Origin of the sequence: Sphaerotilus microaerophilus, assembly GCF_023734135.1 — a bacterium.
Classification (GTDB): domain Bacteria; phylum Pseudomonadota; class Gammaproteobacteria; order Burkholderiales; family Burkholderiaceae_C; genus Sphaerotilus; species Sphaerotilus microaerophilus.
Genome location: NZ_AP025730.1, coordinates 3,749,664 through 3,774,665 on the forward strand (window position 1 = coordinate 3,749,664; position 25,002 = coordinate 3,774,665).

Consider the following 25,002-nt stretch of genomic DNA (forward strand, 5'->3'; position numbering starts at 1 on the left):
TCATGGGGTCAAAGTCCTTTCAGGCGAGCATAGCGGTCGACATGGAAGCGTGCGTCACCCAGGCTGGCCTGAAGCACACGGGCGCGCTTGAGGAACAGGCCCAGGTCGAACTCGTCCGTCACGCCGATGCCGCCGTGCAGCTGCACCGCCTCGTTCAAGGCCCGCACGCAGAGGTCGGAGCAGCGGGCCTTGGCCAGGCTGGCCAGCAGCGGCAGGTCCGGGCTGTCGGCATCGATGGCCGACAGGGCTGCGCGCACCGCACTGTCGAACAGCTCGATCTCGCAGTACAGCCGAGCGACCCGGTGCTGCAGGGCCTGGAAGGAGCCGATCGGCACATCGAACTGCACACGCTCCTTGAGGTAGGCCACCGTGCGTTCGAAGGCCTCGCGCACCACGCCCAGTCCCTCGGCAGCCAGGCAAATGCGTGCACGGTCCAGCGCTGCGTCCAGCGCCCGTCGGGCAGCCGGTCCGCGCACCAGCAGCGCATCGTCGGCCACGCGCACACCTTGCAGACGCACGCGGGCGTAATTGCGGCTGTCGACCAGGTGCGTGGCCTGCATGCTCACACCGGGGCGGGCGGTGCCGACCACGAACAGGGCCAAATCTGCATCGATGGCGTCCTCCGCGCCCGTGCCCACCGCCTCAGGGACGTGATTTTCCCCAGTGCGCGCGACGATGATCAGCTGCTGGGACCCCAGGCCATCAAGGATGAAGCACTTCTCGCCATCGAGCACCCAGCCGCCCACTTCGCGCCGGGCCAGTGTGGCCGGCGCAACCAGGGCGACGCGGTCATGCCCACGCGACTCGTCCACCGCCAGCGCGGCACGGTCCTGGCCGGAGATCCAGCCGGGCAGCCAGCGGGCGATGGCCACGTCGTTGCCGCTGCGCAGCAGCAACTCGCTGCACAGCAGGTTTGACAGCAGCGGCAGCGCCGACAGGTGTCGGCCGACCTGTTCGAAGACGGCCCCCAGTCCCGCGTAGCCCACCGCCAGGCCGCCCTGCGACTCCGGGACCACCGCAGCGGTCCAGCCCAGGTCGATCACCTGTTGCCACACGTAGGCGTCGAAGCCCAGCGGTGCCGCTCCATCACGCAGGGCGCGCTGCGCGGCGACGGGCGCGCGCTGGCTCAGGAAGTCGCGCGCGCTGTCGGCCAGCTGCCGTTGTTCGTCATTCAACAGGAAAGTCATGGTTCTCACGCTCCGTGCCTCAGCCCGGCAGGCCCAGCACGCGCTTGGCAATGATGTTGAGCTGCACCTCGGAGGTGCCGCCGCCGATGGTGTAGGCCTTGGTGTTCAGCCAGGCGCGGCAGACCGCCTGCTCGTCGGCACTGAACTCGTCACCTTCCCAGCCCAGGCCACGCAGGCCCATGAGTTGCTCCAGCAGTTCGTACTTGGCCACTTCCTGCTCGGTCTGCACCAGCTTCATGATGGCCGCCAGGCCACTGACGTCCTGTCGCGCCAGAGCCTGCTCCTTGAGCCGCTGGCTGGTCAGCGCAAAGGCCTGAGCATCCATCAGGGTGGTGGCAAGGCGTTCGCGCAGCACCGCATCACGCAGCCCGCCGTCCGCGTCGTACAGGTACTGCCGACCCAGGGCCAGCGCGTCGTGCGAGGGCGCGCCGCCTTCGGCGAACTTGCCCATTGCGGCACGCTCATGCTGTAGCAGCTTCTTGGCCACTGCCCAGCCCTGGCCTGGCTGCCCCACCAGGTTGCGCAGCGGCACGCGCACGTTGTCGAAGAAGACCTGGCAGAAGCTGGACTTGCCGCCGATCAGCTCGATGGGCTTGACCGTCACGCCCGGATCGGCCATGTCGATCATCACGAAGCTGATGCCCTCTTGCTTGCGCCCGGTGTTGTCGGTGCGCACCAGGGCGTACATCCAGTCGGCCTTGTCGCCATCGGAGGTCCAGATCTTGGCGCCGTTGACGAGGTAGTGCGTCCCGCCCTCGTCGAGCCGGGCGGATGTCTTGAGGCTGGCCAGGTCGGAGCCCGCATTGGGCTCGGAGAAGCCCTGGCACCAGCGGCGCTCTCCTCGCATCATGGGGGGCAGGTGCTCGAGCTTCTGCGCTGACGTGCCTACCTCCAGCAGCACCGGCCCGAGCATCCAGACACCCAGGTTGTACTGGGGCTGGCGGCAGCCCAGGCGGGCCATTTCTTGCTCGAAGACACGTTCCTGCTTCGGGCTCAGGCCTGCTCCGCCAAACTCCTTCGGCCAGCCCGGCGCAAAGTAGCCGCGTTCCCGGCAGCGCTCGAACCACAGGCGCTGCTCCTCGAACGCAAACGTCAAGCGCGAGCCGCCCCAGACCATCTCGTCAGCCACGATGGGAGTGCGCAGGCGCGGCGGGCAGTTGGCTTCCAGCCACTGCGCCAGCTCGGCGCGGAAGGTGTCAAGGTCGTTCAATCGGGACTCCACAACATCAGGTCATCAGGTCGCCAGGCTGAAGCGGTGGCAGCCGTCATCATCGAGCACGCGTCGCACTTCACCCTCGTGCCGCAGCCAGGACAGGTGGGCGAGGGTCTCGCCCAGCGCCATCAACTCGTCGGCGGCATGGCGCAGCCGGGGGAACTGCACCTGCATCAGCTCCAGCGCGGTGGCGGCGCCGCTCCGGGCCAGTTCAGCGCGCAGCAGCTCGAACTGCTGTCGGTGGTGCGCGCGCAGCTCCTCCACACGGGCATGCAGGCCGCGGAACACCCGCTCATGCGAGGGCAGCACCAGCGTGTCCGGTGCCAGGCGGTCGAGCCTGTCCAGCGAGGCCAGCCACAGCTGCAGGGGATTGGCCTCGGGCTCGATCGAAGAGACCAGCACGTTGGAGGTGATGCGCGGCAGCAACTGGTCACCAGAGATCAGGATGCACTCGGCAGTTCGCTCGGACGCGCTGTACAGGCAGGCATGCTCGGGCGAATGCCCCTCGCCGACCACCACCTGCCAGTCACGCTCACCGATGCGCAGCCGGTCACCGTCGCGCAGGCGCTGGTAGCTGCCGGGCACCGGCGGCATGAAGGGGTCACGGCGCAACTCGGCAAACATGGCCTCGACCTGGGCCTCTCCCATACCGGCGCGGCGATAGAAGAGCATGTCGCTGGCCGGCAAGGGGTCCGGAGGCGGGCTGCCCATCAGACCACGCATCAGGAAGTACTCACCATGCGTCATGAACATCGGCGCGCCGAAGCGCTCGCCGATCCAGTCCGCGAGGCCGGAGTGGTCGTAGTGCGAGTGGGTACAGATGAGCCGGCGGATCGGCAGCCCAACCAGATGCCGCTGGGCAATCACTTCCCAGACCTCGCGGCTGCGCCGGGTGTTCAAGCCGGTGTCCACCAAGGTCCAGCAGTCGCCTTGCGCATCGCGATCACGCAACAGGTAGACGTTGATGTGATCCAGCGCCATCGGCATGGGCTGGCGCAGCCAGAGGATGCCGGCTGCCACCTCCACCGCAGACAGTCCGTCGGCACTGGGTGGGGTGAAGGGGTACTCCAGCGAAGCCGAGGCGCGCAAGCGCGGCGGGCGCCGCAGCGCCGGCGGCATATCTGCGTCACTCATGGCGATGTTGTCCCGGCCGATATCAGCCACCGAGGACTCTTGTCAAGGTCGACTCCGACAACGGCACATAGGTTCCGGCGGCATCGTCGCGCACGTACAGAGGCTCCTTCACCACAGCGGCGTTGAAGCCCTCGCGCTGCAGGTCGACTTTGCGCAACTTGTAGTTGCCGGTCATGTCCGCCGTGGCCGACAGGCGCAGGAACAGCGGCGCCGCGTAGCTCGCCAGGCGCGTCGTGGCCAGCGCCCAGAAGGCGGCGGGGTCGAAGTCCACGCCCGGATGCAGCACGAGCGCGGCCATGCCGGCGCGGCCCTCGTGACCCGGCACCTGCACGCCGTAGACGGTCACAGCGTCCAGCCCAGGAAAGTCACCCAACGCATCGGCCACCTCGGCGGTGGAGACGTTTTCGCTCTTCCAGCGGAAGGTGTCGCCGATGCGGTCGACGAACCAGCAGTAGCCGTCGGCATCGCAGCGCAGCAGGTCACCGGAGGACCACCAGGCGTCGCCCTCGCGGAACACATTGCGCAGGATCTTGCGCTCGGTGGCCTCGGCGGAGGTGTAGCCCTCGAAGCGCCCGGCGATGAGGTCGGGCAGGTCGTAGATCATGCCGATGGCCTCACCGGGCTCGTCCACGGCGGCGAGTTGCAGGAAGCCATCCGGGCCACGAGGGTGGGTGTCGCTGCCCAGGTCATAGCGCACCAGCCGCAGGTTGGTCCGATCCCAGAAAGGCACGCGGCCGCAGGAACCGATGCGGTTCTCGAGGTTGAGCGTGCTGGCGTTGGCCTCGGTGGAGCCCCAGCTCTCGTAGATCGCCATCTCGCCGAAGCGCTCCACCCAACGCGTCCAGACTTCCGGAGCCATTCCGGTGCCGGCCATCTTGCGCAGCGAGTGGTCCCGGTCGTCGGGCTGCGGCGGGTTGCTCAGCAGGAAGCGGCAGATTTCGCCGACGTACTGGCACACCGTGATGCGGTGGCGGCGCACGTCGTCCCAGAACTCGCGGCGGCTGAACTTGCGGCGCAGCGCGATGCTCGCGCCAGCGCAGAGCGCGGTGGCCGTGGCCGACATCGACGCTGCACCGTGGTAGAGCGGCAGGAAGCAGTAGAAGCAGTCCTCGGGCCCGATCTCCCAGACCGTCTTCATCGCCGCACCGGCCATCAGCCACCGGGCATGGCTGACCACGGCCGCCTTGGGCAGTCCGGTGGTGCCGGAGGTGAAGATGTACTGCGCGGTGTCGCCCGCCACCAGGCCGTCACGCCAGACCGCGGGTGGGTTGTGGCTCGGCGCTCCGGCCACGAGGGGAGCCAGATCCAGCGTGCACAGGGCCTGCAGCGCCGGGTCGGCGGGGCGAGCATGGTCCGGCCAGAGCCACAGCGGCAGGTCCTTTGGCAGGGTAGGCGTGGCAGCGAAGTGAGGCAAACACTCCTCGCCAACGATCACCCGGCCGGCCCGGGTTTCGGCCAGGGCATGCTCCAGCACTCGGCCACTGGCATGGGTGTTCAGGAAGGCAACGACCGCCCCCAGCTTGCTCAGCCCCATCCAGGCGAAAAAGAACTCCGGCCGGTTCTCCATCGCCAGCGCCACCACGTCGCCCCGACGCACGCCCAGGGCCTGCAGGGCATGCGCGGCCTGGTTGACGCAGGCGTTGAACTCGGTGTACGTCCAGCGCTGGTCGCCATGCTGAAGGCACAGCCGCTCGGCAAAGGTCTGCGCGCTCTCCTCAAGGCGCTCGGCCGTGGTGTCGCTGCTGGAAGCCCGGAAGGCCATGCTGACCTCCGAACGACGGTCTAGCTTGCCCTGGGTCACCTCGCGAGGCACGATGGGATGGTGGGTCACTGGGGTCTCCTCCTGGGTGCGCGGGCCTGCGCTCAGCGCACCGGGCGCGGCAGGCCCAGTCCGAACTGAGCGATCAGCTCGCGCTGGATCTCATTGGTGCCACCGCCAAAGGTGTTGATCGTGCTGGCGCGCAGCTCGTACTCCAGCTCGCCGAGCAGGAAGGCTGCGGAGGAGCCGGCGCGCACCAGGGCGCTGCCACCCACGATGTCCATCAGCCTGCGCAGCACCTCGACCACCCCTTCGGAGCCATAGACCTTGGTTGCCGAAGCCAGGGCGACGCCCATGTTGCCGTCCTCCAAATCAGCGGCGATGCGAAAGTTGATCAGCCGCATCGCTTCCAACCGGGTGTAGCACTCGGCGAGCGAACGACGCACCCAGGGCTGATCGACGGCACGCCGACCCTGCTCGTCGCGAGCCTTGGCCCACAGCAGCACCTTGCGGAAGGGGCCGAAGACCTTGTCCGACCAGGAACCCAGCCCGAGCCGCTCGTGGTTGAGCTGGGCGGTGATCAGCTTCCAGCCACCGTGCAGCTCGCCGATCAGGTTGGCGGCCGGCACCTGCACGTTGTCGTAGTAGGTGGCGGCGGTCATGTTGCCCACCGTCTCGATCAGCGTGTGCGAGAAGCCGGGCGCATCGGTGTCCATCACCATGATGGAGATGCCCTTGTGGCGCGCCAGGTCGGGGCTGGTGCGCGCGGCCAGCCAGACATGATCGGCGGCCTCGATACCCGAGGTCCAGAGCTTGGCGCCATTGACCACGAAGTGGCCGCTCTGCAGGTCGCCCTCCAGCCGCGCCGAGGTCTTCAGCGAGGCCAGGTCGGAGCCGGCCTGGGCCTCGGAGTAGCCAATGGCGAAGATCGTCTCGCCGCTGGCGATGCCGGGCAGGTAGCGGTCCTTCTGCGCCTGCGTGCCGTGCTCCATCAGCGCCGGGCCGACGGTGCTGATGGTCACGAAGGGCAGCGGCGCGCCGGCGATGTTGGCCTCCTCGAAGAAGATCAACTGCTCGGTCGGGCCGAAGCCCTGGCCGCCGAAGGCCTTGGGCCAGCCCACGGCCAGCCAGCCGTCGCTGCCCATGCGGCGGATGGTGTCGCGGTATTCGCTGCCGCTCTCGGCGCCGCGCAGGCGCACGCGCAGCTCGGGCGTCATCAGCTGGGTGAAGTAGTCGCGCACGCGCAGGCGCAACGCGTGCTGTTCGGGGGTGAGGTCGATGAACATCGGCTGTGCTCCGGTCTGTGCTGGCGTTCAGGCTGCGCCGAGGATCAGGCCGCTGGTGGGCACGCCGGTGCCGGCGGTCACCACCACGTTGCGTGCGCCCGCCACCTGGTTGACCGCGCTGCCGCGCACCTGGCGCACGGCCTCGGCAATGCCGTTCATGCCGTGGATGTAGGCCTCGCCGAGCTGGCCGCCGTGGGTGTTGATCGGCAGCTGGCCGCCGCGTGCATGGTGGCCGGCACGCACGAAGTCCTTGGCTTCGCCGCGCTTGCAGAAGCCGAACTCCTCCAACTGCGGCAGCACGAAGGGCGTGAAGTGGTCGTAGATCACCGCGGTCTGCACATCCTCGGGCGTCAGGCCGCTCTGCTGCCACAGCTGGCGTGCCACCAGGCCCATCTCGGGCAGGCCGGTGATGGAGTCGCGGTAGAACGAGGTCATGCTCTGCTGGCCCTCGCTGACGCCCTGCGCCGCACCCTTGATCAGCACCGGCCGGGTCTTCAGGTCGCGCGCGCGCTCGGCCGAGGTGATCACCATCGCCACCGCGCCGTCGCTTTCCTGGCAGCAGTCCAGCAGGTGCAGCGGCTCGCAGATCCAGCGGCTGGCCTGGTGCTCTTCCAGCGTGATCGGCTTGCCGTAAAAGAAGGCGGCCGGGTTGGTGGCGGCAAAGTCGCGCGCGGCCACGGCCACGCGGCCGAAGTCCTCGCTGGTGGCGCCGAACTCGTGCATGTAGCGGCGGCCGAACATGCCCACCCACGCGGCGGGCGTGTGGAAGCCGTGCGGCATGTACCAGCCGTAGTTGACGTTGTCGAAGATCGGGGTGGCACCGAAGCCGTAGGAGCCCGAACCGAAGCGGTACCAGCTGCGCTCGTTCATGGCCCGGTAGACCACCACGGTCTTGGCGATGCCGGTGGCCACGGCCATCGCGGCATGCAGCACCGGCGCGCAGGCGGCGCCGCCGCCATGCGGCACCTGCGAGAAGAAGCTGACGTTCTTGGCGCCCAGCAGGCGCGCGATCTCGTACTCCGGCACCTTGTCGACGGTGTAGGACGAGAAGCCGTCGACCTCGCTGGGGTCGATGCCGGCGTCACCCAAGGCGGCCAGCGTGGCCTCCATGGCCAGGCGCAGCTCGGTGCGGCCGGAGTTCTTGGAGAACTCGGTGGCGCCCAGGCCGACGATGGCGGCACGGCCGGAGATGTTGAAGTCACTCATGCGTGTGCCCCTTCGGCTCAGGCCAGCGCCACGCGCACCGTGCCGGTGACGTGGCTGCCCATCGAGTTCTTGCCCTTGAGCGTGATGTCCACCGTGCGGTCGGACACGCGGCGGTCGGTCACGGCACCGCTGAAGACCATCGTGTCGCCCGGGTAGTTGGGGGCGCCCAGCTTGATCTTCAGGTCCAGCAGGCGGGCCTCGGGTCCGGCCCAGGCCTGCACGAAGCGCTGTACCAGGCCGTTGGTGGTGAGGATGTTCATGAAGATGTGCGGCGAGCCAAGTGCCTTGGCCGCCTCGAGATCATGGTGGCCGGGAAAGTAGTCGCGCGTGGCGATGGCACCCCCGGCGATCAGCGGCACGGTGATGGGCACCGACAGCGGCGGCAGCTCATCGCCGATCTGGACGGCGTCGAAACGGGGCGTCGTGGTGGTCATGGTGTGTGCTCAGCAGTCTTCGGGCAGGTCGTACTTCCAGCCCAGGTTGTCGTTGTCGGCCAGCCAGTCGCCCAGCCGCGCCAGGTGGTGCTCGCTGCCGCCCAGCAGCGCGCCCAGCGCGCGGCTCCAGTAGAGGAAGCGGTGAATCGGGTAGGTCACGTCGACCCCCATGCCGCCGTGCACGTGCTGCGCCATGTGGCCGGCGCGGTGACCCAGATCGTTGGCCAGGGCCCGCGTGGCATGGGCCTGCGGCGCGCTGGGCCGGCCCGCGTCCAGGCGCCAGACCAGCTGCCACAGCGCGGCGCGCAGCGCCTCGGTGGCGATCTGACCGTCGGCCATCTGGCCGGCCACCAGCTGGAACGAGCCGATCGGGCGCTCGAACTGGCGGCGCTCGCTGACGTACTCCACGGTGCGGCGCAACTGCTGTTGCGTGACACCGAGTTGCAGCGCGGCGGCGCAGGCGATGGCGCGCTGCTCGACCCAGGCGGTGGCCTCGGTCGGCAGCACGGCCAGCACAGGGGCCGCGTCCAGGCGCAGGTCGGCCAGGCCCTGGTGGTGCTGGCTGAGGCCGGTCTCGCGCTGCACCGCGGGCTGAGACAGCGCCGGCAGCACCAGCCGGTCGGCGCCCTGCTCGTCGGCCACGGCCAGCAGCGCATGGCCGGCCAGGTCGGCCAGCGGCACCGCCTGCAAGCCGCCGTGCAGTCGGCCGTCGCGCAGCTGCACGCCATGGCCGCGGCTGGCGCTCAGGCCCGCCAACGAGAGGGCCAGCAGCTCACCGGCCATCGCCGCCGGCAGCAAGGTGTCGGCGGCCTCGGGCGCAAAACGCGCCACAGCGGCCGCGACCAGCTGCTGCTCCCACAGCGGCACCAGGGCCAGCGCCCGCCCCTGCTGCTCCAGCACGGCCATCAATTCGGTCATGCCCAGGCCCAGGCCGCCATGCGTCTCGGGCACCAGGATGCCATGGAGGCCCGCGGCCACGCATTGCTGCCACAGGTCCTGCATCGAACCGGCGCCCGACAGGTCGTGCGCGCGCAGCTGGTCATCGCTGCAGTAATCGTTGAACAGGCCCTGCGCCATGTCGGCAAAAGCGCGCTGATCCTCGCTCAGCTGGAAATCCATTGCATCGCTCTCCGCGCTCAGGCCGCCAAGGGGCGGAACTGCGGCAGCACCAGCTCGCCGTCGTTGAAGCTGTTGAACTCGACCTGCACCGCCTGGCCGATCTGCACCTCGGACGGCTTCACTCCCACCAGCTGGGCGATCAGGCGCGTCCCCTCCTCCAGCTCGATCAGCGCGATCGGATTCGGGTGGTCGAAGGGCGGCACCTCGGGGTAGTGCATCACCACAAACGAGTACACCGTGCCGCGGCCGCTGGCCTGCAGCGTGTCCCACTCGAAGGAGTGGCAGCTGGGGCACACCGGTCCCGGAGGGTGGCGCAGCGTGCCGCAGCCCTTGCAGCGCTGCACCAGCAGCCGGCCCTCGCGCGCGCCTTCCCAGAAGAAGCGCGTGTCGTCACTGATGCCGGGCGCGGAGCGCTTGATCTTCGGCGGGCCGGAGGGGGCATCGCCCTGGCTGGCCGCGGGCTTGACCGGGTTGGCCGGGCGGAACTTGAAGACCCGGAACAGCAGCTGGCCGACCTTCTCGTCCCCGCCATCCTGCTCGGCGAAGTAGCTCATGATCAGCGTGACGAAGAAGCCCGTGCCCAGCGCGGTGGTCTTCTCGTCGCCCACGCTGTCCAGCCGCGTGGTGTAGTACAGGCGCTCGCCCTCGCGCACCGCGCGGTCGAAGCTGAGCTCGGAGTTCACCGCCACCACCGACGCGAAGCCCTGGGCCTCCATCAGCTTGAGCACCTCGTAGGGGTTGTCGGTGGTCGAGCCTGGCGGGTAGTTGTTGGCCACCGGGCCTTCCATGCACCACACCTGAAGCATGGCTTCGGGCGCCAGCACCTGGCCCTCGGCATCGTGCGGCACCGCCACACCCATGAGCTCACACCACTGCCGGATCATCGGCTCGTTGACACGGTCCCAGGCATATACGCGCCCGTACTCCTTGCCCACCAGGGCGCGGGCCTGCTTCATCCACTCGTGTTCTGCCACGACATGCTCCTTGTTGTTGGGTGCTGAGCCGATCGGCTCAGTGCTTGTCCGCCGTCGCGGCGGACAGGAAGGCAGGACGCTCGCCGCCGCCGTGCAGCAGCAGGTTGCTGCCACTCATGTAGGCGGCGCGCGGCGAGGCGACGAACAGGCAGGCCCGGGCGATGTCCGCCGGCTCGGCCAGACGCCCGGCCGGGATGGTGGCGGCCACCGCCGCCAGACCGGCGTCGTCGCCGAAGTGCAGGTGCGACTGCTCGGTGCGCACCAGGCCCGGGCTGACCGCCACCACACGCACCTTGGGTGCCCATTCCACCGCCAGCGAGGCAGTCAGGCTGAGCACCGCGGCCTTGGCCGCGCCGTAGGCCGCCGTGCCGGGCGAAGGGCGCAGCGCGCTGATGCTGCCGATGTTGACGATCACGCCCCCGTCGGGCTGCTGCTGCATTTGCGCATTGGCGGCCTGCGCCGCATGCAGGGCCGAGAACAGGTTCAGTCGCAGCACGCCCTCGTGGAAGCGAGGCGACACGGTGGCAGCCTCCACCGCAGGCGCGCCGCCAGCGTTGTTGACCAGGACGTCCAGCCGGCCATGGCGCTGCACGATGGCCGCCACCAGCTGGCGCACGGCCTCAGCCTCACGCACGTCGCAGGTGATGAATTCGGCCGTGCGGCCGCCGGCCGCGGGCGCGCTCTCGGGCGCGTTTCGACCACACACCACCACGGTGGCCCCGGCGGCCAAAAAGCCCTCGGCGATGCCGCGGCCAATTCCCTTGGTGCCGCCGGTGACGAGCACGACACGCTGGTCGAAGTCCCGGGGTACATCCTGAATCACCTGATTGAGGTCCATGCCCTCAAATCTAGAGACGCCCCCCGGCGGCAGATACGTCCAAAAGGACGATGTGACTGCAGACCCCCGCCGGGACGATGCCGAGCATCGAATGCGCCTGAAAGATGCCGATGACCGACGCCCCCTGCCCTGCCCCGCTGCCCGCCGATGAACTGCTGCTCGAACGGCCTGCCGAGGGCGTGGCCCTGCTGCGCATGCACCGCCCCGAGGCCACCAATGCCCTCAGCCTGGGGCTGCAGGCCCGGTTGTCGGCCGCGTTCACGGACCTGTCGGCCGATGACAGCGTGCGGGTGATCGTGCTGACCGGCGGCGAGCAGGTGTTCGCAGCGGGGGGCGACATCCGCAGCATGGAAGGCTGCGGGCCCATCGAGATCCTGCAGCGCCACACTGAACGGGTGTGGGCGCCGATCGAACACTGCCCCAAGCCGGTCATCGCTGCGGTCTGCGGCTACGCCTACGGCGGCGGTGCGGAACTTGCCATGCACTGCGACATCATCCTGGCAGGCCAGGGCGCGCGTTTCTCGCAGCCCGAGATCCGCATCGGCATCATGCCGGGCATTGGCGGCACACAGCGCCTGGTGCGCGCGGTCGGCAAGTTCAATGCCATGCGTCTGCTGCTCACTGGCCAGCCCGTGGACGCCGAGGAAGCCCGCCTGATGGGCCTGGTCAGCCAGGTGCTGCCCGACGAGGAGGTGATCCCAGAAGCGCTGAAGATGGCCCGCCTGATCGCCTCCATGCCGCCGCTGGCCGCACAGCAGATCAAGGAGGTGGTGCTCGCTGGCGTGGACGCCTCGCTGGAAGCTGCGCTGGCACTGGAGCGCAAGGCCAACCAGCTGCTGTTTGCCACGCGCGACCAGAAAGAAGGCATGCAGGCCTTCATCGAGAAGCGCCGGCCGAAGTTCGAGGGGCGCTGAACGGCTGTCTGGGGCCAGCCCCGACCGGGGCAGATGACCGCTCAGGCCGCCTCGATGTTCCCGGCGCCGAAGAAGGCGCGCATCGAAACAACCTTGCCGGCCGCGTCGAAGCGAAACAGGTCGATCGGGCGGATCGTCGTCGCTCGCCCTTCATGGACGAAGGACACGCTGAACGCGAACGCCGCCTCGCAGCCCGCCACCCGCACCTCCCCCTCCAGCGCCACCTCCAGCTTCAGTGCCACCGAGCCGGCATAGAAGCGGCGGATCTCGGCCAGGCCACGCCGGGGCTCGGAGCCCACCGGGTCCTCGACCACGGCGTCCTCGGCGTAGAGGGCGACGATGGCCTCCAGGTCACTCTCGTTGAGCGCGCGCACATAGGCCTGCACGGCGGCCTGCATCTGTTCGACGGTGGGCATCGGCGCGTCCTCCACTCAGAACTGTGTGGGGCGGCCGGCGGCGTCGATGCCGCCATCCACCACGATCTGCGCGCCGTGCACGTAGCTGGCGGCCGGGCCCATCAGGAAGGCCACCACCGACGCGATCTCGGCCGGCTCGGCGCGCCGGCCCAGCGGTGGGATGAACTTCTGGATCGCCTCGGCGTAACGCGGGTCGTCCAGCCCGGCCTGCAGCAGCGGCGTCTCGGTGGCGCCGGGCGCCACGCTGTTCAGGCGCACACCCGCACGCCCCCAGGCCGGCGCACGCCGGCGCACGGCCACCGTCAGCGCATTCTTGGAACCGGCGTAGGCCAGATTGCCCCCCTGCGGGCCGGCCCCGTTGACGACGGCCTGCGCCTTCGCCTCGTCGCCTGCCTCCAGCGCGGCGGCCAGCGGGTTCCGGTCCCAGGGCAGGTGGGCCGACGCGACCGAGGAGATCACCACCGCAGCCGGTTGGGCGCCGCGCTGCAGGGCGGGCAGCAGGCCGTCGAGCAACTCGACCGCGCCGAAGTAGTTGACCGACACCGTCAGCGAGGGCGGCTGCACCTGGGCCCCCAGGCCGGCACAGAGCACCAGCCCGTCGAGCCGGCCGCCGCAGCGCTGCAGCGCGGCCGCGATGACCTGGGCGCGCCCGGCCGCGGTGGAGAGGTCGCCGATGATCTCGGCGTTGCGCAGGTCGACGCCGATGACGTCGTGGCCGGCGGCGACCAGCGCCTCGCGGGCGGCGGCGCCGATGCCGGAGGCGGAGCCGGTGATGAGGGTGCAGGGCATGCGGACTTCCTTCATTCGAGACGGTGAGTTCGAGACGGTGAGTGTGATGGCAGGCGCAGGAACGGCACAACGCGCCCGGCAGCATCACACCGCGGCGGGCGGTTGTCCACCACGTGCAAACGGACGATGCCCGGGTGCCGCAGCGACCCTAGCCTCGCGGCTCCAGCCGACAAGCGCCCCCGCCGCCATGAGTCCCACGCCCCCGCCTGCCGCTTCGCCCTATCCGCACCTGCTGGCCCCGCTCGCAGTCGGTGGCCTGACGCTGCGCAACCGCGTGCTGATGGGCTCGATGCACACCGGGCTGGAGGATCGACCCGATGGCTTCGAACGCCTGGCCACCTTCTACGCCGAGCGGGCCCGCGGCGGCGTGGGCCTGATCGTGACCGGCGGCTACGGCGTCAACGCCCACGCGCTGGGCCAGCCCGAGCACGCCGAGACCGCCACGCTGTGCAACGCAACCCAGGCCGCACGCCACCGCGTGGTGACCGATGCGGTGCACCACGAAGGTGGCCACATCGTGCTGCAGCTGCTGCACCTGGGCCGCTACGACCATGCAAGCGGTGGCGTGGCCCCCTCGGCGCTGCGCTCGCCGCTGTCGCCTCATCTGCCGCATGCGCTCAGCGAGGCCGAGATCCACGGGCTGATCGCCGACTACGCCCGCGCCGCCCGGTTGGCCTGCAGCGCCGGCTATGACGGCGTGGAGGTGATGGGCTGCGAGGGCTACCTGATCAACCAGTTCCTCGCCCCGCAGACCAACCAGCGCAGCGACGCCTGGGGCGGCCACGCCCCGGCCCGGCAGCGCTTCGCGCTGGAGATCGTGCAGCGCGTGCGCGAGGCGATCGGCGCTGACGCGCTGCTGCTGTTTCGCCTCTCGCTGCTGGACCTGGTGCCCGACGGCAGCCGCTGGGACGAGGTGGTGGCGCTCGCACGTGCGCTGCAGGCAGCAGGCGTGTCCCTGCTCAACACCGGCATCGGCTGGCACGAGGCGCGTGTCCCGACCCTCGCCACGCTGGTGCCGCCCGCGGCCTTCAGCTGGGCGGCGGCGCGCCTGCGCACGGCGGTGGACATCCCGGTGGTGGCCGGCAACCGCATCAACACGCCCGAGGTGGCCGAGGCCCTGCTGGCGCGCGGGGATGCCGACCTGGTCGCACTGGCGCGCCCGCTGCTGGCCGACCCGGACTTCATCCGCAAGGCCGCCACGGGCCGGGCCGAGGACATCAACACCTGCATCGCCTGCAACCAGGCCTGCCTGGATGCGGCCTTCGAGCAACAGGGCGTGAGCTGCCTCGTCAACCCGCGCGCCTGCCGCGAGACCGATTGGCCCACCGGCCCGGCCGCCACGCCACGCCGCGTGGCCGTGGTGGGCGCCGGGCCGTCCGGCCTGGCCTGCGCCGTGCAGGCCGCCGAGCGAGGCCACGCGGTGACTCTGTTCGAGGCCCAGGCCACGCTGGGTGGCCAGTTCGACCTGGCCCGGCGCATCCCCGGCAAAGAGGAGTTCGGTCAAACGCTCCGCTACTTCCGACAACGCCTGGCGCAGACCGGCGTGGTCCTGCGGCTTGGGCAGCGCGCCCGGGCCGACGACCTGCTGGGTTTTGACCACGTGGTGCTCGCCACGGGCGTGCGCGCACGCCAGCCGGACATCCCTGGTGTGCAGCATGCCAAGGTGGTCGGTTACGCCGACGCCATCCGCCAGCCGCAGACGCTGGGTCGGCGCGTGGCGTTGATCGGTGCGGGCGGCATCGGCTTCGACGTGGCCGAGCTGCTCAGCGGCCCCGCCGAACCTCTGGCCGATGCGCAGCAGGCCTTCCTGGCCGAATGGGGCGTCGACCGCGACCTGCAGACCCGCGGCGGCCTCAAACCGCCGGCCGCGGCCAGCGGGCCCCTGGCGGCACGCCAGGTCTGGCTGCTGCAGCGCCGCCCCGGCAAGCCCGGCCGGGGGCTGGCGCGCACCACCGGCTGGATCCGGCGCAGCGTACTGGACCGGCGCGGCGTGCGCATGCTGGGCGGCGTGGAGTACCTGGGTGTGGACGACAACGGCCTGCACCTGCGCGTCGAAGGATCACCGCGCTGCCTCGCGGTGGACCACGTCGTGCTCTGCGCCGGCCAGGAATCCGAGCGCGCGCTGCTGGCGCCGCTGCAGGCACGCAGCGTGCCGGTGAGCCTGATCGGCGGCGCCGACCAGGCTGCCGAGGTGGATGCCTGCTGCGCCATCGAGCAGGGCATGCGCCTCGCCCTGGCGCTCTGACCTCGGCCATCGGGTGGGTGGGTGCAGCACGGTCGGCGCTCGCGCCGCGTCCGAACGGACGATGCCCGGGGCGGCACACTTCCCACAATCAGACCATCCGCGTGTCCACACGCTCCCTTTGCCCGACCCCCATCGGCGAGCCCGCTGCCATGAACCCCTCTCACGCCCCCCTGTTCGAGCCCGGCCGCATCGGCCGCATGGAACTGCGCAACCGCCTGCTGGTGTCCCCAATGGGATCGAACTTCGCCGAGGCCAACGGCCACTGCGGCGAGCGCATCCAGGCCTACTACGAGGCCCGCGCCCGGGGCGGCGCGGCCCTGATCACGATGGGTGCCTGCGGTGTGGCCTACCCGGCCGGCACCGGCGAGCCCTACCAGGTCGGCATCTCGCGCGACGACTTCATCCCGGGGCTCGCGGCCGTGGCAGAGAGGGTGCACCGTCACGGCGGGCGCATCGCGATGCAGCTGCACCACGGCGGCAAGAACGCCGCCAACGACCTCAGCCAGGGCCGTGAACTGTGGGTGCCCTCGATACCAAAGGTGCAGCCCTCCGACATGATGAGCGCCGTCACGCGCGAGGAACTGGCCACTTTCGTCGGCGTGGGCCCGCACAAGCCGCGCCTGCGCGTGATGGACGAAGCCGACATCGCGCAGATGATCGAGTGGTTCGCCGCGGCAGCCGCGCGTGCCCAGGCCGCCGGTTTCGACGGCGTAGAGCTGCACGCAGCGCACAACTACATCCTGGCGGGCTTTCTCTCGCCCTACTACAACGGCCGCGACGACGCCTGGGGCGGGCCGCTGGAAGGCCGCGCGCGGCTGCTGCTGGAGACGATCCGGGCCGTCAAGGCCCGCGTGGGAGCGGATTTCCCGGTCTGGGTGCGGCTGGACGGCGAGGAGCTGCACACGCCCGGCGGCATCACGCTGCCCGACGCGGTGGCCACGGCACAGCTGTGCGAGGCGGCCGGCGTCGATGCTATCAGCGTGTCGGCCTACGCCATGCTCAGCCGCGGCACGGCCTTCACCGACGCGCCGCTGCCACAGCAGCCGATGGCCTACGTCTCCAACGCCGCGGCGATCCGTCGGGCCGTGAAGGTCCCGGTGATCGCGGCCGGCAGGATCGAGCCGGAGGAAGCTGCCCAGGCGATCCATGGTGGTCACTTCGATTTCCTGGCCATGGCCCGCAAGACCCTGGCCGACCCCGAGATCCCGATCAAGCTGGCCGAGGGCCGCGCCCGCGAGATCCGCCCCTGCATCTACTGCTACACCTGCGTCAGCGAGATCTTCGTGAACCGCCGCGTCAAGTGCAGCGTGAACGCGCAGACCGGCCACGAGGCCGAGGCCACGATCGAGCCGGCCGCCGTGCCGCGCCACGTGCTGGTGGTTGGCGGCGGGCCGGCCGGCATGGAGGCCGCGCGCGTGGCCGCCCTGCGCGGGCACCGCGTCACGCTGGCCGAGCGCGGCAACCGCCTGGGCGGTACGCTGTTCTTCGCCGGGCTGGCCTACCCCGAAAACGGCCGCCTGCTGGACTACCTGCGCGCCCAGATGGAGCGCCTGCCCATCGACGTGCGGCTGGATGCCGAGGTGGACGCCGGCTTCGTCGCCGACCTGCGGCCGGACGCCATCATCGTCGCCACCGGCGCACGCCGCGGCACACCGCCCATCCCCGGGGCGGACCTGAACCACGCCTGGAGCGGCGACGAGCTGCGCCGGATGATGACCGGCGACGGTGCCGAAGAGATCGCCCGCAACAAGCTCAACCTCGCCGAGCGCGCCCTGTTCAAGGCCGGCGGCCTGCTGCGCGTCACCGACAGCAGCCAGGCGGTGCAGAACCTCTCGAAGCTGTGGATGCCGCTGGGCAAGCGGGTGGTGATCATCGGCGGCGGGCTGGTCGGCCTGGAACTGGCGGAGTTCCTGATCGCCCGTGGGCGGGAAGTCACCGTGCTGGAACCCGGCCCGCGCGCCGGCCGGGAGCTGTCCATCGTGCGCCGATGGCGCGTGCTGGACGCGGTGAAGTCCCACGGCACGCTGCAGCTCAAGGCCCAGGTCAGCGAGATCACCCGCAAGGCGGTGATCTGGTCCGACGCCGAGGGTCAGGCCCAGCTCACACCGGCCGACTCGGTGGTGCTGGCCCTGGGCGCCGAGGCCGATGCCAGCGTGGCCGACGCCCTGGCCGGCTGCGGCGTGCCGCTGCAGCGCATCGGCGACTGCGCCGGCGTCAACTACATCGAGGGCGCGATGCACGAAGGCCACCGCGCCGGACGGACGGTCTGACCTGCCGTGGCCCGGGACAGGCCGACCTCCCCGAGTCAGAACTCCCCGTCCTTGATGTAAGGCTGGCTCCACAGGATGCTTTGCATCAGCACCGACTTCACCCAGGCTGCGTGCATCTTCTCCACGTCGGCGGTCGATGCGCCCTTCTTGGCGAGGAAGGGTTTGAGCGTGGTGGTGATGGGAATGGTCAGCGCCGGGATGTATCGGAAGTTCACCTGCGCCACGCTCGGCGCCCGGTCGGTCTGGTTCTTCTTGAGGCGGTTGTGGCGCAGGCCGATCTCGTACTGCCAGTCCAGCCAGCGCTGGTCGTGGTTGGCATCGGCCGTGTCCAGGATCCACAGCGCGAAGCGCTTGCGCACGGCTTCCAGGTACGCAGCGTCCGGCTTGCCGGTCTTGGCGTCACCAAAGAAGTAGACGAGTTCAGGCGTCGAGGCCACGAAACCGTACCAGACGTCCAGGATCGCGTCGGTCTGGTCGGCCAGGATCGCCCTGCTCTGGCGCAGGGCCTTGACGTCCTCTTCGGTGAACAGCAGAGAGGCCTGCAGCGCCTTCAGATCGGCCATCGTGTAGGGCGCCTTGGCCAGGGTTCGCTGGCCATAGGCGTAGCCCGTCACCGCGGGGTTGGCCGGTTGCTGGGCGTGGCTGGCCGGCAGCGCCGTGGCCAGTGCGACGGCAAGCAGAGCGGGTGTGAAGAGCTTCATCGGGGTCTCCGGGGTGGCAAGCGACAGATGTCGCTCGATGGCTTGCATCGTGACCGGAAACTCTGGATGATGGGTGTCATGAAGTCCAAGGAAGATGACTCCAAGTCCAGCGCAGTCGATGCGGTGGATCGCCTCTCGACGCTGCTGGATCGCTTCCACGTTCGCGCCTCGCTGTTCCACACCGGGCCACTGTGCGGTCGCACCACCTTCGAGGCACAGCCGGATCGCGCCTTCCTGCATGTGCTGCGGCGCGGGCGCCTGCAGATCGAGCACCCGGCAGGCACCGGTGCACCACGGTGCGTGGTCGTGGAGGAGCCGACGCTGCTGCTGTACCCGCGCGCCGTGCCGCATGCCTTCGTCAACCCGCCGCGTGAGGGCTCGGACTTCACCTGCGCGACGCTGCAGTTCGCCGGTGGCGACCGCAACCCCATAGCGGCGGCGCTGCCCCCGCTGGTGCAGGTGCCGCTGGATGCCATTCCGGGTCTTCGGCCCGCGTTGGACCTGCTGTTCGCCGAAACCGACCAGGTGCGCTGTGGCTCGCGCCTGCTGGCGGATCGCTTGTTCGAGGTGGTGCTGATTCAGCTGCTGCGCTGGGTCATCGACCATCCGCAGGAGGTTGGCGTCAGCAGCGGCCTGGTCATGGGCCTGAGTGATCCGCGCCTGGCACGCGCCCTGGTGGCCCTGCATGCGGCGCCGCAAGTTGACTGGACGCTGGCGCGCATGGCGGCCGAGGCCGGCATGTCACGCAGCGGGTTCGCAGAGGCGTTCAGGAACGTGACCGGAACCACACCTCTGGCATACCTGACCGACTGGCGGTTGACCGTCGCGTCGACGCTGTTGCAAACCGGTCATCCCCAGAAGCTGGTGGCCGCCGAGTTGGGTTTTTCCGCCGCCTCGTCGTTGAGTCGGGCGTTCAAGCAACGCTTCGGTGTGGCGCCGCGGGCGTGGCTGGCAGCGCAGCAGCAGCCGACTTTGTGATGGGTCTGGAGCCAGACCACGTCGCACCGATCTTCGCCGAGGTTCACGGGGAGACCCGAAGTCGCCCATGAACCTGGACCGCTAGCTCAGAAGTTCGGCGCCTCGACACCCCCATCCACCCCGAGCACCTTGCCGGTGATCCAGCCGGCCGCCGGCGAGACCAGGAAGAGCACCGCCGCGGCGATGTCCTCGGGCCGGCCCAGGCGGCCCATCGGCGTGGTGCGCTCCATGCGTTCCTGGCGCTCGGGCGTCAGGAAGGGGGCCAGCGCATCGGTCAGGATGGTGCCGGGCTCGACGGCATTGACACGCAGCGCCGGCCCGAAGTCCTGCGCCAGGTTGCGGGTGAGCTGGTTCAGCGCCGCCTTGGCTGCACCGTAGGCGCTGAAGCCTTTCTGGGCGTAGCGCGCGGCGGTGGAGGAGATGTTGACCACCGCACCGCCCCCGGCGGCGGTCATCGCCGGGACGCACTTCTGCGTCAGCGCGTAGGCGGGTACCACGTTCCAGGCCAGGGCGGCGGCCAGATCCGCGCCCTTCATCTTGCGCGGATTGTTGGGACCGGCGCCGCCGGCGTTGTTGACCAGGATCGTCAGCTTGCCGAGTTCGGCCACCGTCGTGGCCACCAGCCGGTCCAGCGCGGCGTCGTCGTTGACATCCGTCGGCACCGCGATGGCACGCCGGCCCAGCGCACGGATCTCGGCGGCAAGGCTCTCCAGATCGGCTGCGGTGCGTGCGGCCAGTGCCACATCGGCCCCGGCCTGCGCAAGGCTCAAGGCACAGGCGCGGCCAATGCCCTTGCCCGCTCCCGTGACGATGGCCACCTGGCCTTCCAGCGAGAACAGCGTCTGCAGATTGTTCACGGCGTTCACGTTCACTCCAACTTCAGATTTCAGAAAAAGGCGGTCCGGTGTCAGGGGGTGACAGCACCGCGGATCATCTGCACGAAATGCTCGCCGTAGGGCGGCAGCATGCCCCATTCCAGGCGCGGGTCGTGGCTGCCGTGGCGGTAGACGCTGCGGGCATGGCTGAACTCCAGGAAGCCCTCATGGCCGTGGTAATGGCCCATGCCGGAGGCGCCGACTCCGCCGAAGGGGGCATCGTGCAGCGCGGGGTGCATGGTCACGTCGTTGATCGAGACCCCTCCCGAGAGCGTGTGGTCCAGCACCCAGCGTTGTTCCTCGGCGTCCTCGCCGAAGTAATACAGGGCCAGCGGCCGCTCGCCAGCGTTGACCTGGGCCACCGCGTCGGCCAGCGATGCGTAGCCGCGCAGCACGAGCGCCGGCCCGAAGATCTCGTGCACCGCGATCTCGGCGTCGGCCGGCGGGTCGATCACCAGGCGCAGCGGCATGCGGCGCTCGGAGGCACCGTCGGCACTGGGCCAGTCGCCGGCCATCACCACACGGGAACCCCGCGCGCCGGCATCGGCCACATAGGACTCGACGCGGGCAAAGTGGCGCTCGTTGACCACCGGCGTCAGGTCGGCATTGCCGGCAATCTGCGGATACTGGCGGGCATAGGAGGCCTGCAGGCCCTGCACCAGCGCCTCCAGCTTGGCCGCCGGCACCCAGACCGTGTCCGGTGCCACGCAGAGCTGGCCGGAATTCAGCGCCTTGCCCACTGCGATGCGCTCGGCGGCGTTGGCGATGTCGGCGCTCTCGCCGATCAGGACCGGCGACTTGCCGCCCAGCTCCAGCGTGACCGGGACCAGGTTGGCAGCGGCCGCCTGCATCACCTGCCGGCCCACGGCGGTGGAGCCAGTGAACACCAGGTGGTTCCAGGGCTGGCGGGTGAACTCGGCCGCCACCTCCGGGCCGCCGGTGACCACGGTCAGTTCCTCGGGCGCGAAGAACTCGGCCACCGCCCGCGCCAGCACGTCGGCGGTGCGCGGCGCCACCTCGGAGGGCTTGAGCACGGCGCGGTTGCCCGCGGCGAACACGCTGGCCAGCGGTGACAGCAGCGTGAACAGCGGCGCGTTCCAGGTGCCGATGATGCCCACGACGCCCTTGGGCTGGTAGCGGACCCAGGCGGTGGCACCGAAGTTGTCGAACGGCGCCACGCTCGGGCGAGGCTGGTCGGGCAGCCACTCGGCGAACTTGTCGCGCGCGTGCTTGAGCGAGCCGAGTGAGCCGAGCACGTCGTTCATCATCGAGAACAGCGCCGGGCGGCCGCCGAAGTCTGCGCCCATGGCCTCGCAGAGCGCATCGTTGTGCTTGACCAGCAGGTCGATGACCCGCTGCAGGCGGTCACGTCTTGTCTCGGCCGAGACCGGGCCTTCGGCACGGAAGGCGGCCTGCTGGGCATCCAGCAAAGTTCGAATCGATGGAACAGACAAAGTCATCGGGTGTCTCCGGAGTGCACGAAGCGCGACGCCCCACGAGACGCCTCTTTCGGCGCCTCGTGGGGCATCGACCAGGATGAGCATGTTGACAGCGTTGTTCAAGGCTACTGCCGCGACCCGAAACAGGCGTCGTCCAAAGAGACGATGGCACCGACATATCACGCACAGAACATGGCAACCATGCCACCTTCCACACCACAAACATCCCGGGTTGTTCTGGTCACCGGCGCCAGCCGCGGCATCGGCGCCGCCACGGCGCTCGCCTTCGGCCGCGCCGGCTGGCGTGTGGCCATCACCGCACGCACCCAGGCCGAGGGCCAGGCGCTGGACCATCAGCTGCGTCGCCCGGACGGGCGCCTGCTGGCGGGCAGCCTGGCCGCCACCGCCGAGGCCCTGCGCGCGGCCGGTGCCGAGGTCTTCGCCCACCCGATGGACCTGATGGACCTGGCCTCGCTGGACGCCGCCGCCGACGCGGTGCTGGCGCACTTCGGCCGCGTCGACCTGCTGATCAACAACGCCGTCTACCAGGATCGCGAGACCAACGCGATGCTCGCGGCGCTGGACGATGCCGCGCTGGCGCGCACCCTGCACGGCAACGTGGTGGCGCCCTTCCACCTCACGCGCCGCCTGCTGCCGACCCTGCTGGCCCAGGGCGGCGCCCAGGTGATCAACGTCTGCTCGGGCGCCGGGCAGAACGACCCGCCCGTCAGCGCCGAGCAGGGCGGCTGGGGCTTTGCCTACGGCGCCTCCAAAGCCGCGCTGGCACGGCTGTCCGGCATGATCAACCGGGAGCATGGCCCGCAGGGCCTGCGCGCCTTCAGCGTCAACCCCGGCCTGGTCAGCACCGAGGCGGTCACCGCCACCCTGGGCGATGACGGCGTGCTGGCACGGCGTTACGGCGCCATGCCCCCCGAAGCGATTGCCGCGGCACTGGTCTGGCTGGCCACCGACCCGGCAGCCGCCGCGCTCGCAGGTCAGCCCCGCCTGATCGATCTGCAGCCGCTGGTGCGCGAGCGGCGGCTCTGGTCAGTCTGAGGCGAAGACAAGGGCGAAACGCCTCCCCGAGAAACCCTTGCCGGCGAACGCCCGTTGATGCGGATCAAGGCAATCCCGAGGGCCTGTGCAGCTGCCCTGCCCCATCGTCCGAACAGGGTAGGCGCGGCCCGGCGCGGATCCGAACAATCCTTTCACTCCCCTTCCCGCCTCCCGGAGACACCATGGCGACCACCAAAGACTATCGACTCGGCGACTTCACCTTCCCCCGCGGCTGGTTCATGATCGCCGAGTCCTGCGAGCTCGACACGCACAAGCCCCTGGCGGTGCGTTTCTTCGGCAAGGACTTCGCGCTCTACCGCGGCCGGGCCACCGGCAAGGTCGTGCTGCTGGACGCCTACTGCCCGCACATGAAGACCCATCTGGCGGCGCCCAACACCACCAGCTACGTGATCCTGGACGGCATGGGCACCAACGTCGAGGGCGACGGCATTCGCTGCCCCTACCACGCCTGGCGCTTCGGCCCCGATGGCAAGTGCGACGACATCCCTTACCACCAGGGCCCGATTCCGGCCGCTGCCTGCGTGAAGAGCTGGAGCGTGGTCGAGAGCCTGGGCGCAGTGTGGGTGTGGCACGACCCCGAGGGCGGCGAGCCCGAGTGGGATCACCCCAGCATCCCGCAGTGGAACGACCCGGCCTGGGTGCACCCGAAGTGGGATCACCTGGGCGTGCTGAACCAGCACCCGCAGGAGGTGGTGGACAACATCTGCGACTACGGCCACCTCAGCCCCATCCATGGCTCCACCGTCGCCCGCTTCGAGAACGAGTTCAAGGGCCACCAGGCCATCCAGCGCCAGTGCGGCGGCCACCGCACCCTGGTCAGCGCCGACGGCGTGAGCGCCGACCTGCACACCATCACCACCTACCACGGCCCGGCCTGCCTGATGTCGGAGCTGACCGGCATGTACGAAGGCGTGATGCTGATCACCCACACGCCGATCGACGACGGCAGCGTCAAGGTCTGGCACGCCCTGGTCGTGAAGTCCCCCAGCGGCGCCCAGGTGGCGACCAAGACCGACGCGATCGAGGCGGCCCACTTCCAGCAAATGGCGCTGACTGCCTTCGTGCAGGACATGGATGTCTGGAACCACAAGGCGCCCTGCCTGAACGGACTGTTCATCCCCAGCGATGGCGCCTTCATGAAGGCGCGCATCTGGTACAAGCAGTTCTACAACCCGCGCGCCAACAAGAGCGAGTACCAGGAGCAGTGCGAAGGCGTCTACGTGCCCCGCGGCATCCCGGCCTACACCCAGGACCCGAAAGCTGCTTGACGCGCAGAGGGTGGATCACCCCACCCTTGCCGCCGAGAGTGCAGCCCGCTGTTGCAGCCCGACCAGCCAAAGGCCCGTCTCCGACGGGCCTTTGGCTTTTCCCGTTGCCCCGGCTCCGGGTTGGCCTGGTCGGTCTCGTTCAAGGCCGGCTGTGCGTCACCCTCGTGAGCAGGAAGACCGAGCCCGCTCCATCCAGCGCCTGCGCCAGCGGCGCGGGCAGGCCAGCACGGAGGTCGTCGCGCCCGCCGAAGGCCTGATGCACCGCCGGCACCGAATCGAACCACCACTCGACGATGGCATCGTACTCGTAGCCGGGCGGTGGGGTATCCATCACCTCGTTGAGGACGATGCGCTGCGCGGCGTCGAACGGACCGGCAGAACCGGCCTCCGCGATGGCCTGCAGCAGGGACTCTGCCGACAGGCCGGGCCGCCGGCGCAGGAAGCCGTGCAGCACCACGGCGCTGCGGGGCGCGTCGCGCAGCACCTGCTCGCGGCAAACCAGGGTGAAGTCGCGCACGTAGCGGTCGAAGACGCGCGGTTCGTCGGGCCGCATCACTGCCAGCGTCTCGGGATCGCTCCAGATCATGGTGGCGGCGTCGCGGTCGCGCAGCAGCAGCAGGTTGACGCCATCGTAGTCCGCACTGGCACCGGGCAACGGCACATCGAGCAGGCGCGAGCACTGCGCCACGCTGAGCACCCGCTCGCCGACGTTGCGGCACTGCCGCCCCAGAGCGGAGTGCTCGCGCCAAGCCTGCGGAAAGTCCTCGGGCGCCAGCGCCGGGTTGCGGCGGGCGAGGTAGATCATCTTCCAGACCTGCGTCTGAATGGGCGCGTCGGTGGTCTGGGCGTTGAAGTCTGGCGCGGGCATCGGCGATTCTCG

The 25,002-nt window shown here is 69.9% G+C and carries 22 protein-coding genes; 6 read left to right on the plus strand and 16 right to left on the minus strand.

Annotation, left to right across the window (positions count from 1 at the left end; all coding sequences use genetic code 11):
- Window positions 1-8: 8 nt before the first annotated feature.
- Genes NGK70_RS16025 through NGK70_RS16070 form a run of 10 tightly spaced genes read right to left on the minus strand, consistent with a single transcriptional unit; the run spans window position 9 to window position 11,150 of the window.
- Window positions 9-1,187: an acyl-CoA dehydrogenase family protein gene (locus NGK70_RS16025; RefSeq protein ID WP_251969507.1), complete on the minus strand. Its 1,179-nt coding sequence runs from the start codon at window positions 1,185-1,187 to the stop codon at window positions 9-11.
- A 19-nt stretch (window positions 1,188-1,206) separates the two neighbouring features.
- Window positions 1,207-2,397, minus strand: a complete 1,191-nt coding sequence (locus NGK70_RS16030; protein ID WP_251969508.1) for an acyl-CoA dehydrogenase family protein — start codon at window positions 2,395-2,397, stop codon at window positions 1,207-1,209.
- Between the two features lie 24 nt (window positions 2,398-2,421).
- Window positions 2,422-3,534, minus strand: a complete 1,113-nt coding sequence (locus tag NGK70_RS16035) for an MBL fold metallo-hydrolase (protein WP_251969509.1) — start codon at window positions 3,532-3,534, stop codon at window positions 2,422-2,424.
- 22 nt (window positions 3,535-3,556) lie between these two features.
- Complete coding sequence (locus NGK70_RS16040; RefSeq protein ID WP_251969510.1) at window positions 3,557-5,365, minus strand: long-chain-acyl-CoA synthetase; 1,809 nt, start codon at window positions 5,363-5,365, stop codon at window positions 3,557-3,559.
- Window positions 5,366-5,397: 32 nt separating this feature from the next.
- Window positions 5,398-6,579, minus strand: a complete 1,182-nt coding sequence (locus NGK70_RS16045; protein ID WP_251969511.1) for an acyl-CoA dehydrogenase family protein — start codon at window positions 6,577-6,579, stop codon at window positions 5,398-5,400.
- A gap of 27 nt (window positions 6,580-6,606) precedes the next feature.
- Entirely contained in the window at window positions 6,607-7,785 is a 1,179-nt protein-coding gene (locus NGK70_RS16050) for a lipid-transfer protein (protein ID WP_251969512.1), read from the minus strand.
- Window positions 7,786-7,802: 17 nt separating this feature from the next.
- Window positions 7,803-8,219: a MaoC family dehydratase gene (locus tag NGK70_RS16055; protein ID WP_251969513.1), complete on the minus strand. Its 417-nt coding sequence runs from the start codon at window positions 8,217-8,219 to the stop codon at window positions 7,803-7,805.
- Between the two features lie 9 nt (window positions 8,220-8,228).
- A complete protein-coding gene (locus NGK70_RS16060) occupies window positions 8,229-9,338 on the minus strand; it encodes an acyl-CoA dehydrogenase family protein (protein ID WP_251969514.1) in 1,110 nt (369 codons plus the stop codon).
- Between the two features lie 17 nt (window positions 9,339-9,355).
- Entirely contained in the window at window positions 9,356-10,312 is a 957-nt protein-coding gene (locus NGK70_RS16065) for a Zn-ribbon domain-containing OB-fold protein (protein ID WP_251969515.1), read from the minus strand.
- A 37-nt stretch (window positions 10,313-10,349) separates the two neighbouring features.
- A complete protein-coding gene (locus tag NGK70_RS16070) occupies window positions 10,350-11,150 on the minus strand; it encodes an SDR family oxidoreductase (protein ID WP_251969516.1) in 801 nt (266 codons plus the stop codon).
- Window positions 11,151-11,260: 110 nt separating this feature from the next.
- On the opposite strand from NGK70_RS16070, the gene NGK70_RS16075 reads away from it, so the two are divergent.
- Window positions 11,261-12,064, plus strand: a complete 804-nt coding sequence (locus NGK70_RS16075) for an enoyl-CoA hydratase (protein ID WP_256490683.1) — start codon at window positions 11,261-11,263, stop codon at window positions 12,062-12,064.
- 41 nt (window positions 12,065-12,105) lie between these two features.
- Here the strand turns inward: NGK70_RS16075 and NGK70_RS16080 are convergent, their stop codons facing one another.
- Window positions 12,106-12,480: a nuclear transport factor 2 family protein gene (locus NGK70_RS16080; RefSeq protein ID WP_251969517.1), complete on the minus strand. Its 375-nt coding sequence runs from the start codon at window positions 12,478-12,480 to the stop codon at window positions 12,106-12,108.
- Window positions 12,481-12,495: 15 nt separating this feature from the next.
- Window positions 12,496-13,269 (minus strand): SDR family oxidoreductase, encoded by a 774-nt coding sequence (locus NGK70_RS16085; RefSeq protein WP_251969518.1) that lies wholly within the window; start codon window positions 13,267-13,269, stop codon window positions 12,496-12,498.
- Window positions 13,270-13,456: 187 nt separating this feature from the next.
- On the opposite strand from NGK70_RS16085, the gene NGK70_RS16090 reads away from it, so the two are divergent.
- Window positions 13,457-15,514, plus strand: coding sequence for an NADPH-dependent 2,4-dienoyl-CoA reductase (locus NGK70_RS16090; RefSeq protein WP_251969519.1), 2,058 nt, complete (start codon window positions 13,457-13,459; stop codon window positions 15,512-15,514).
- A gap of 149 nt (window positions 15,515-15,663) precedes the next feature.
- Window positions 15,664-17,784: an oxidoreductase gene (locus NGK70_RS16095; RefSeq protein WP_251969520.1), complete on the plus strand. Its 2,121-nt coding sequence runs from the start codon at window positions 15,664-15,666 to the stop codon at window positions 17,782-17,784.
- Window positions 17,785-17,819: 35 nt separating this feature from the next.
- Here the strand turns inward: NGK70_RS16095 and NGK70_RS16100 are convergent, their stop codons facing one another.
- Window positions 17,820-18,485 carry a protoglobin domain-containing protein gene (locus tag NGK70_RS16100; RefSeq protein ID WP_251969521.1) on the minus strand — a complete coding sequence of 222 codons (666 nt, stop codon included), beginning with the start codon at window positions 18,483-18,485 and terminating at the stop codon, window positions 17,820-17,822.
- 123 nt (window positions 18,486-18,608) lie between these two features.
- Here NGK70_RS16100 and NGK70_RS16105 point away from each other — a divergent pair, with 123 nt between their 5' ends.
- On the plus strand, window positions 18,609-19,463 hold the full coding sequence (locus NGK70_RS16105; protein ID WP_251973805.1) for an AraC family transcriptional regulator: 855 nt from the start codon (window positions 18,609-18,611) through the stop codon (window positions 19,461-19,463).
- Between the two features lie 86 nt (window positions 19,464-19,549).
- On the opposite strand, the gene NGK70_RS16110 is transcribed toward NGK70_RS16105, so the two are convergent.
- Window positions 19,550-20,329, minus strand: coding sequence for an SDR family NAD(P)-dependent oxidoreductase (locus NGK70_RS16110; protein WP_251969522.1), 780 nt, complete (start codon window positions 20,327-20,329; stop codon window positions 19,550-19,552).
- 41 nt (window positions 20,330-20,370) lie between these two features.
- Window positions 20,371-21,798 (minus strand): coniferyl aldehyde dehydrogenase, encoded by a 1,428-nt coding sequence (locus tag NGK70_RS16115; protein WP_251969523.1) that lies wholly within the window; start codon window positions 21,796-21,798, stop codon window positions 20,371-20,373.
- A gap of 180 nt (window positions 21,799-21,978) precedes the next feature.
- Between NGK70_RS16115 and NGK70_RS16120 the strand changes: the two genes are divergently transcribed.
- Window positions 21,979-22,833, plus strand: coding sequence for an SDR family NAD(P)-dependent oxidoreductase (locus NGK70_RS16120; protein WP_251969524.1), 855 nt, complete (start codon window positions 21,979-21,981; stop codon window positions 22,831-22,833).
- Between the two features lie 182 nt (window positions 22,834-23,015).
- Window positions 23,016-24,122, plus strand: a complete 1,107-nt coding sequence (locus NGK70_RS16125; RefSeq protein WP_251969525.1) for an aromatic ring-hydroxylating dioxygenase subunit alpha — start codon at window positions 23,016-23,018, stop codon at window positions 24,120-24,122.
- A gap of 139 nt (window positions 24,123-24,261) precedes the next feature.
- On the opposite strand, the gene NGK70_RS16130 is transcribed toward NGK70_RS16125, so the two are convergent.
- Window positions 24,262-24,990: an EthD domain-containing protein gene (locus NGK70_RS16130; RefSeq protein WP_251969526.1), complete on the minus strand. Its 729-nt coding sequence runs from the start codon at window positions 24,988-24,990 to the stop codon at window positions 24,262-24,264.
- Between the last annotated feature and the right edge of the window lie 12 nt (window positions 24,991-25,002).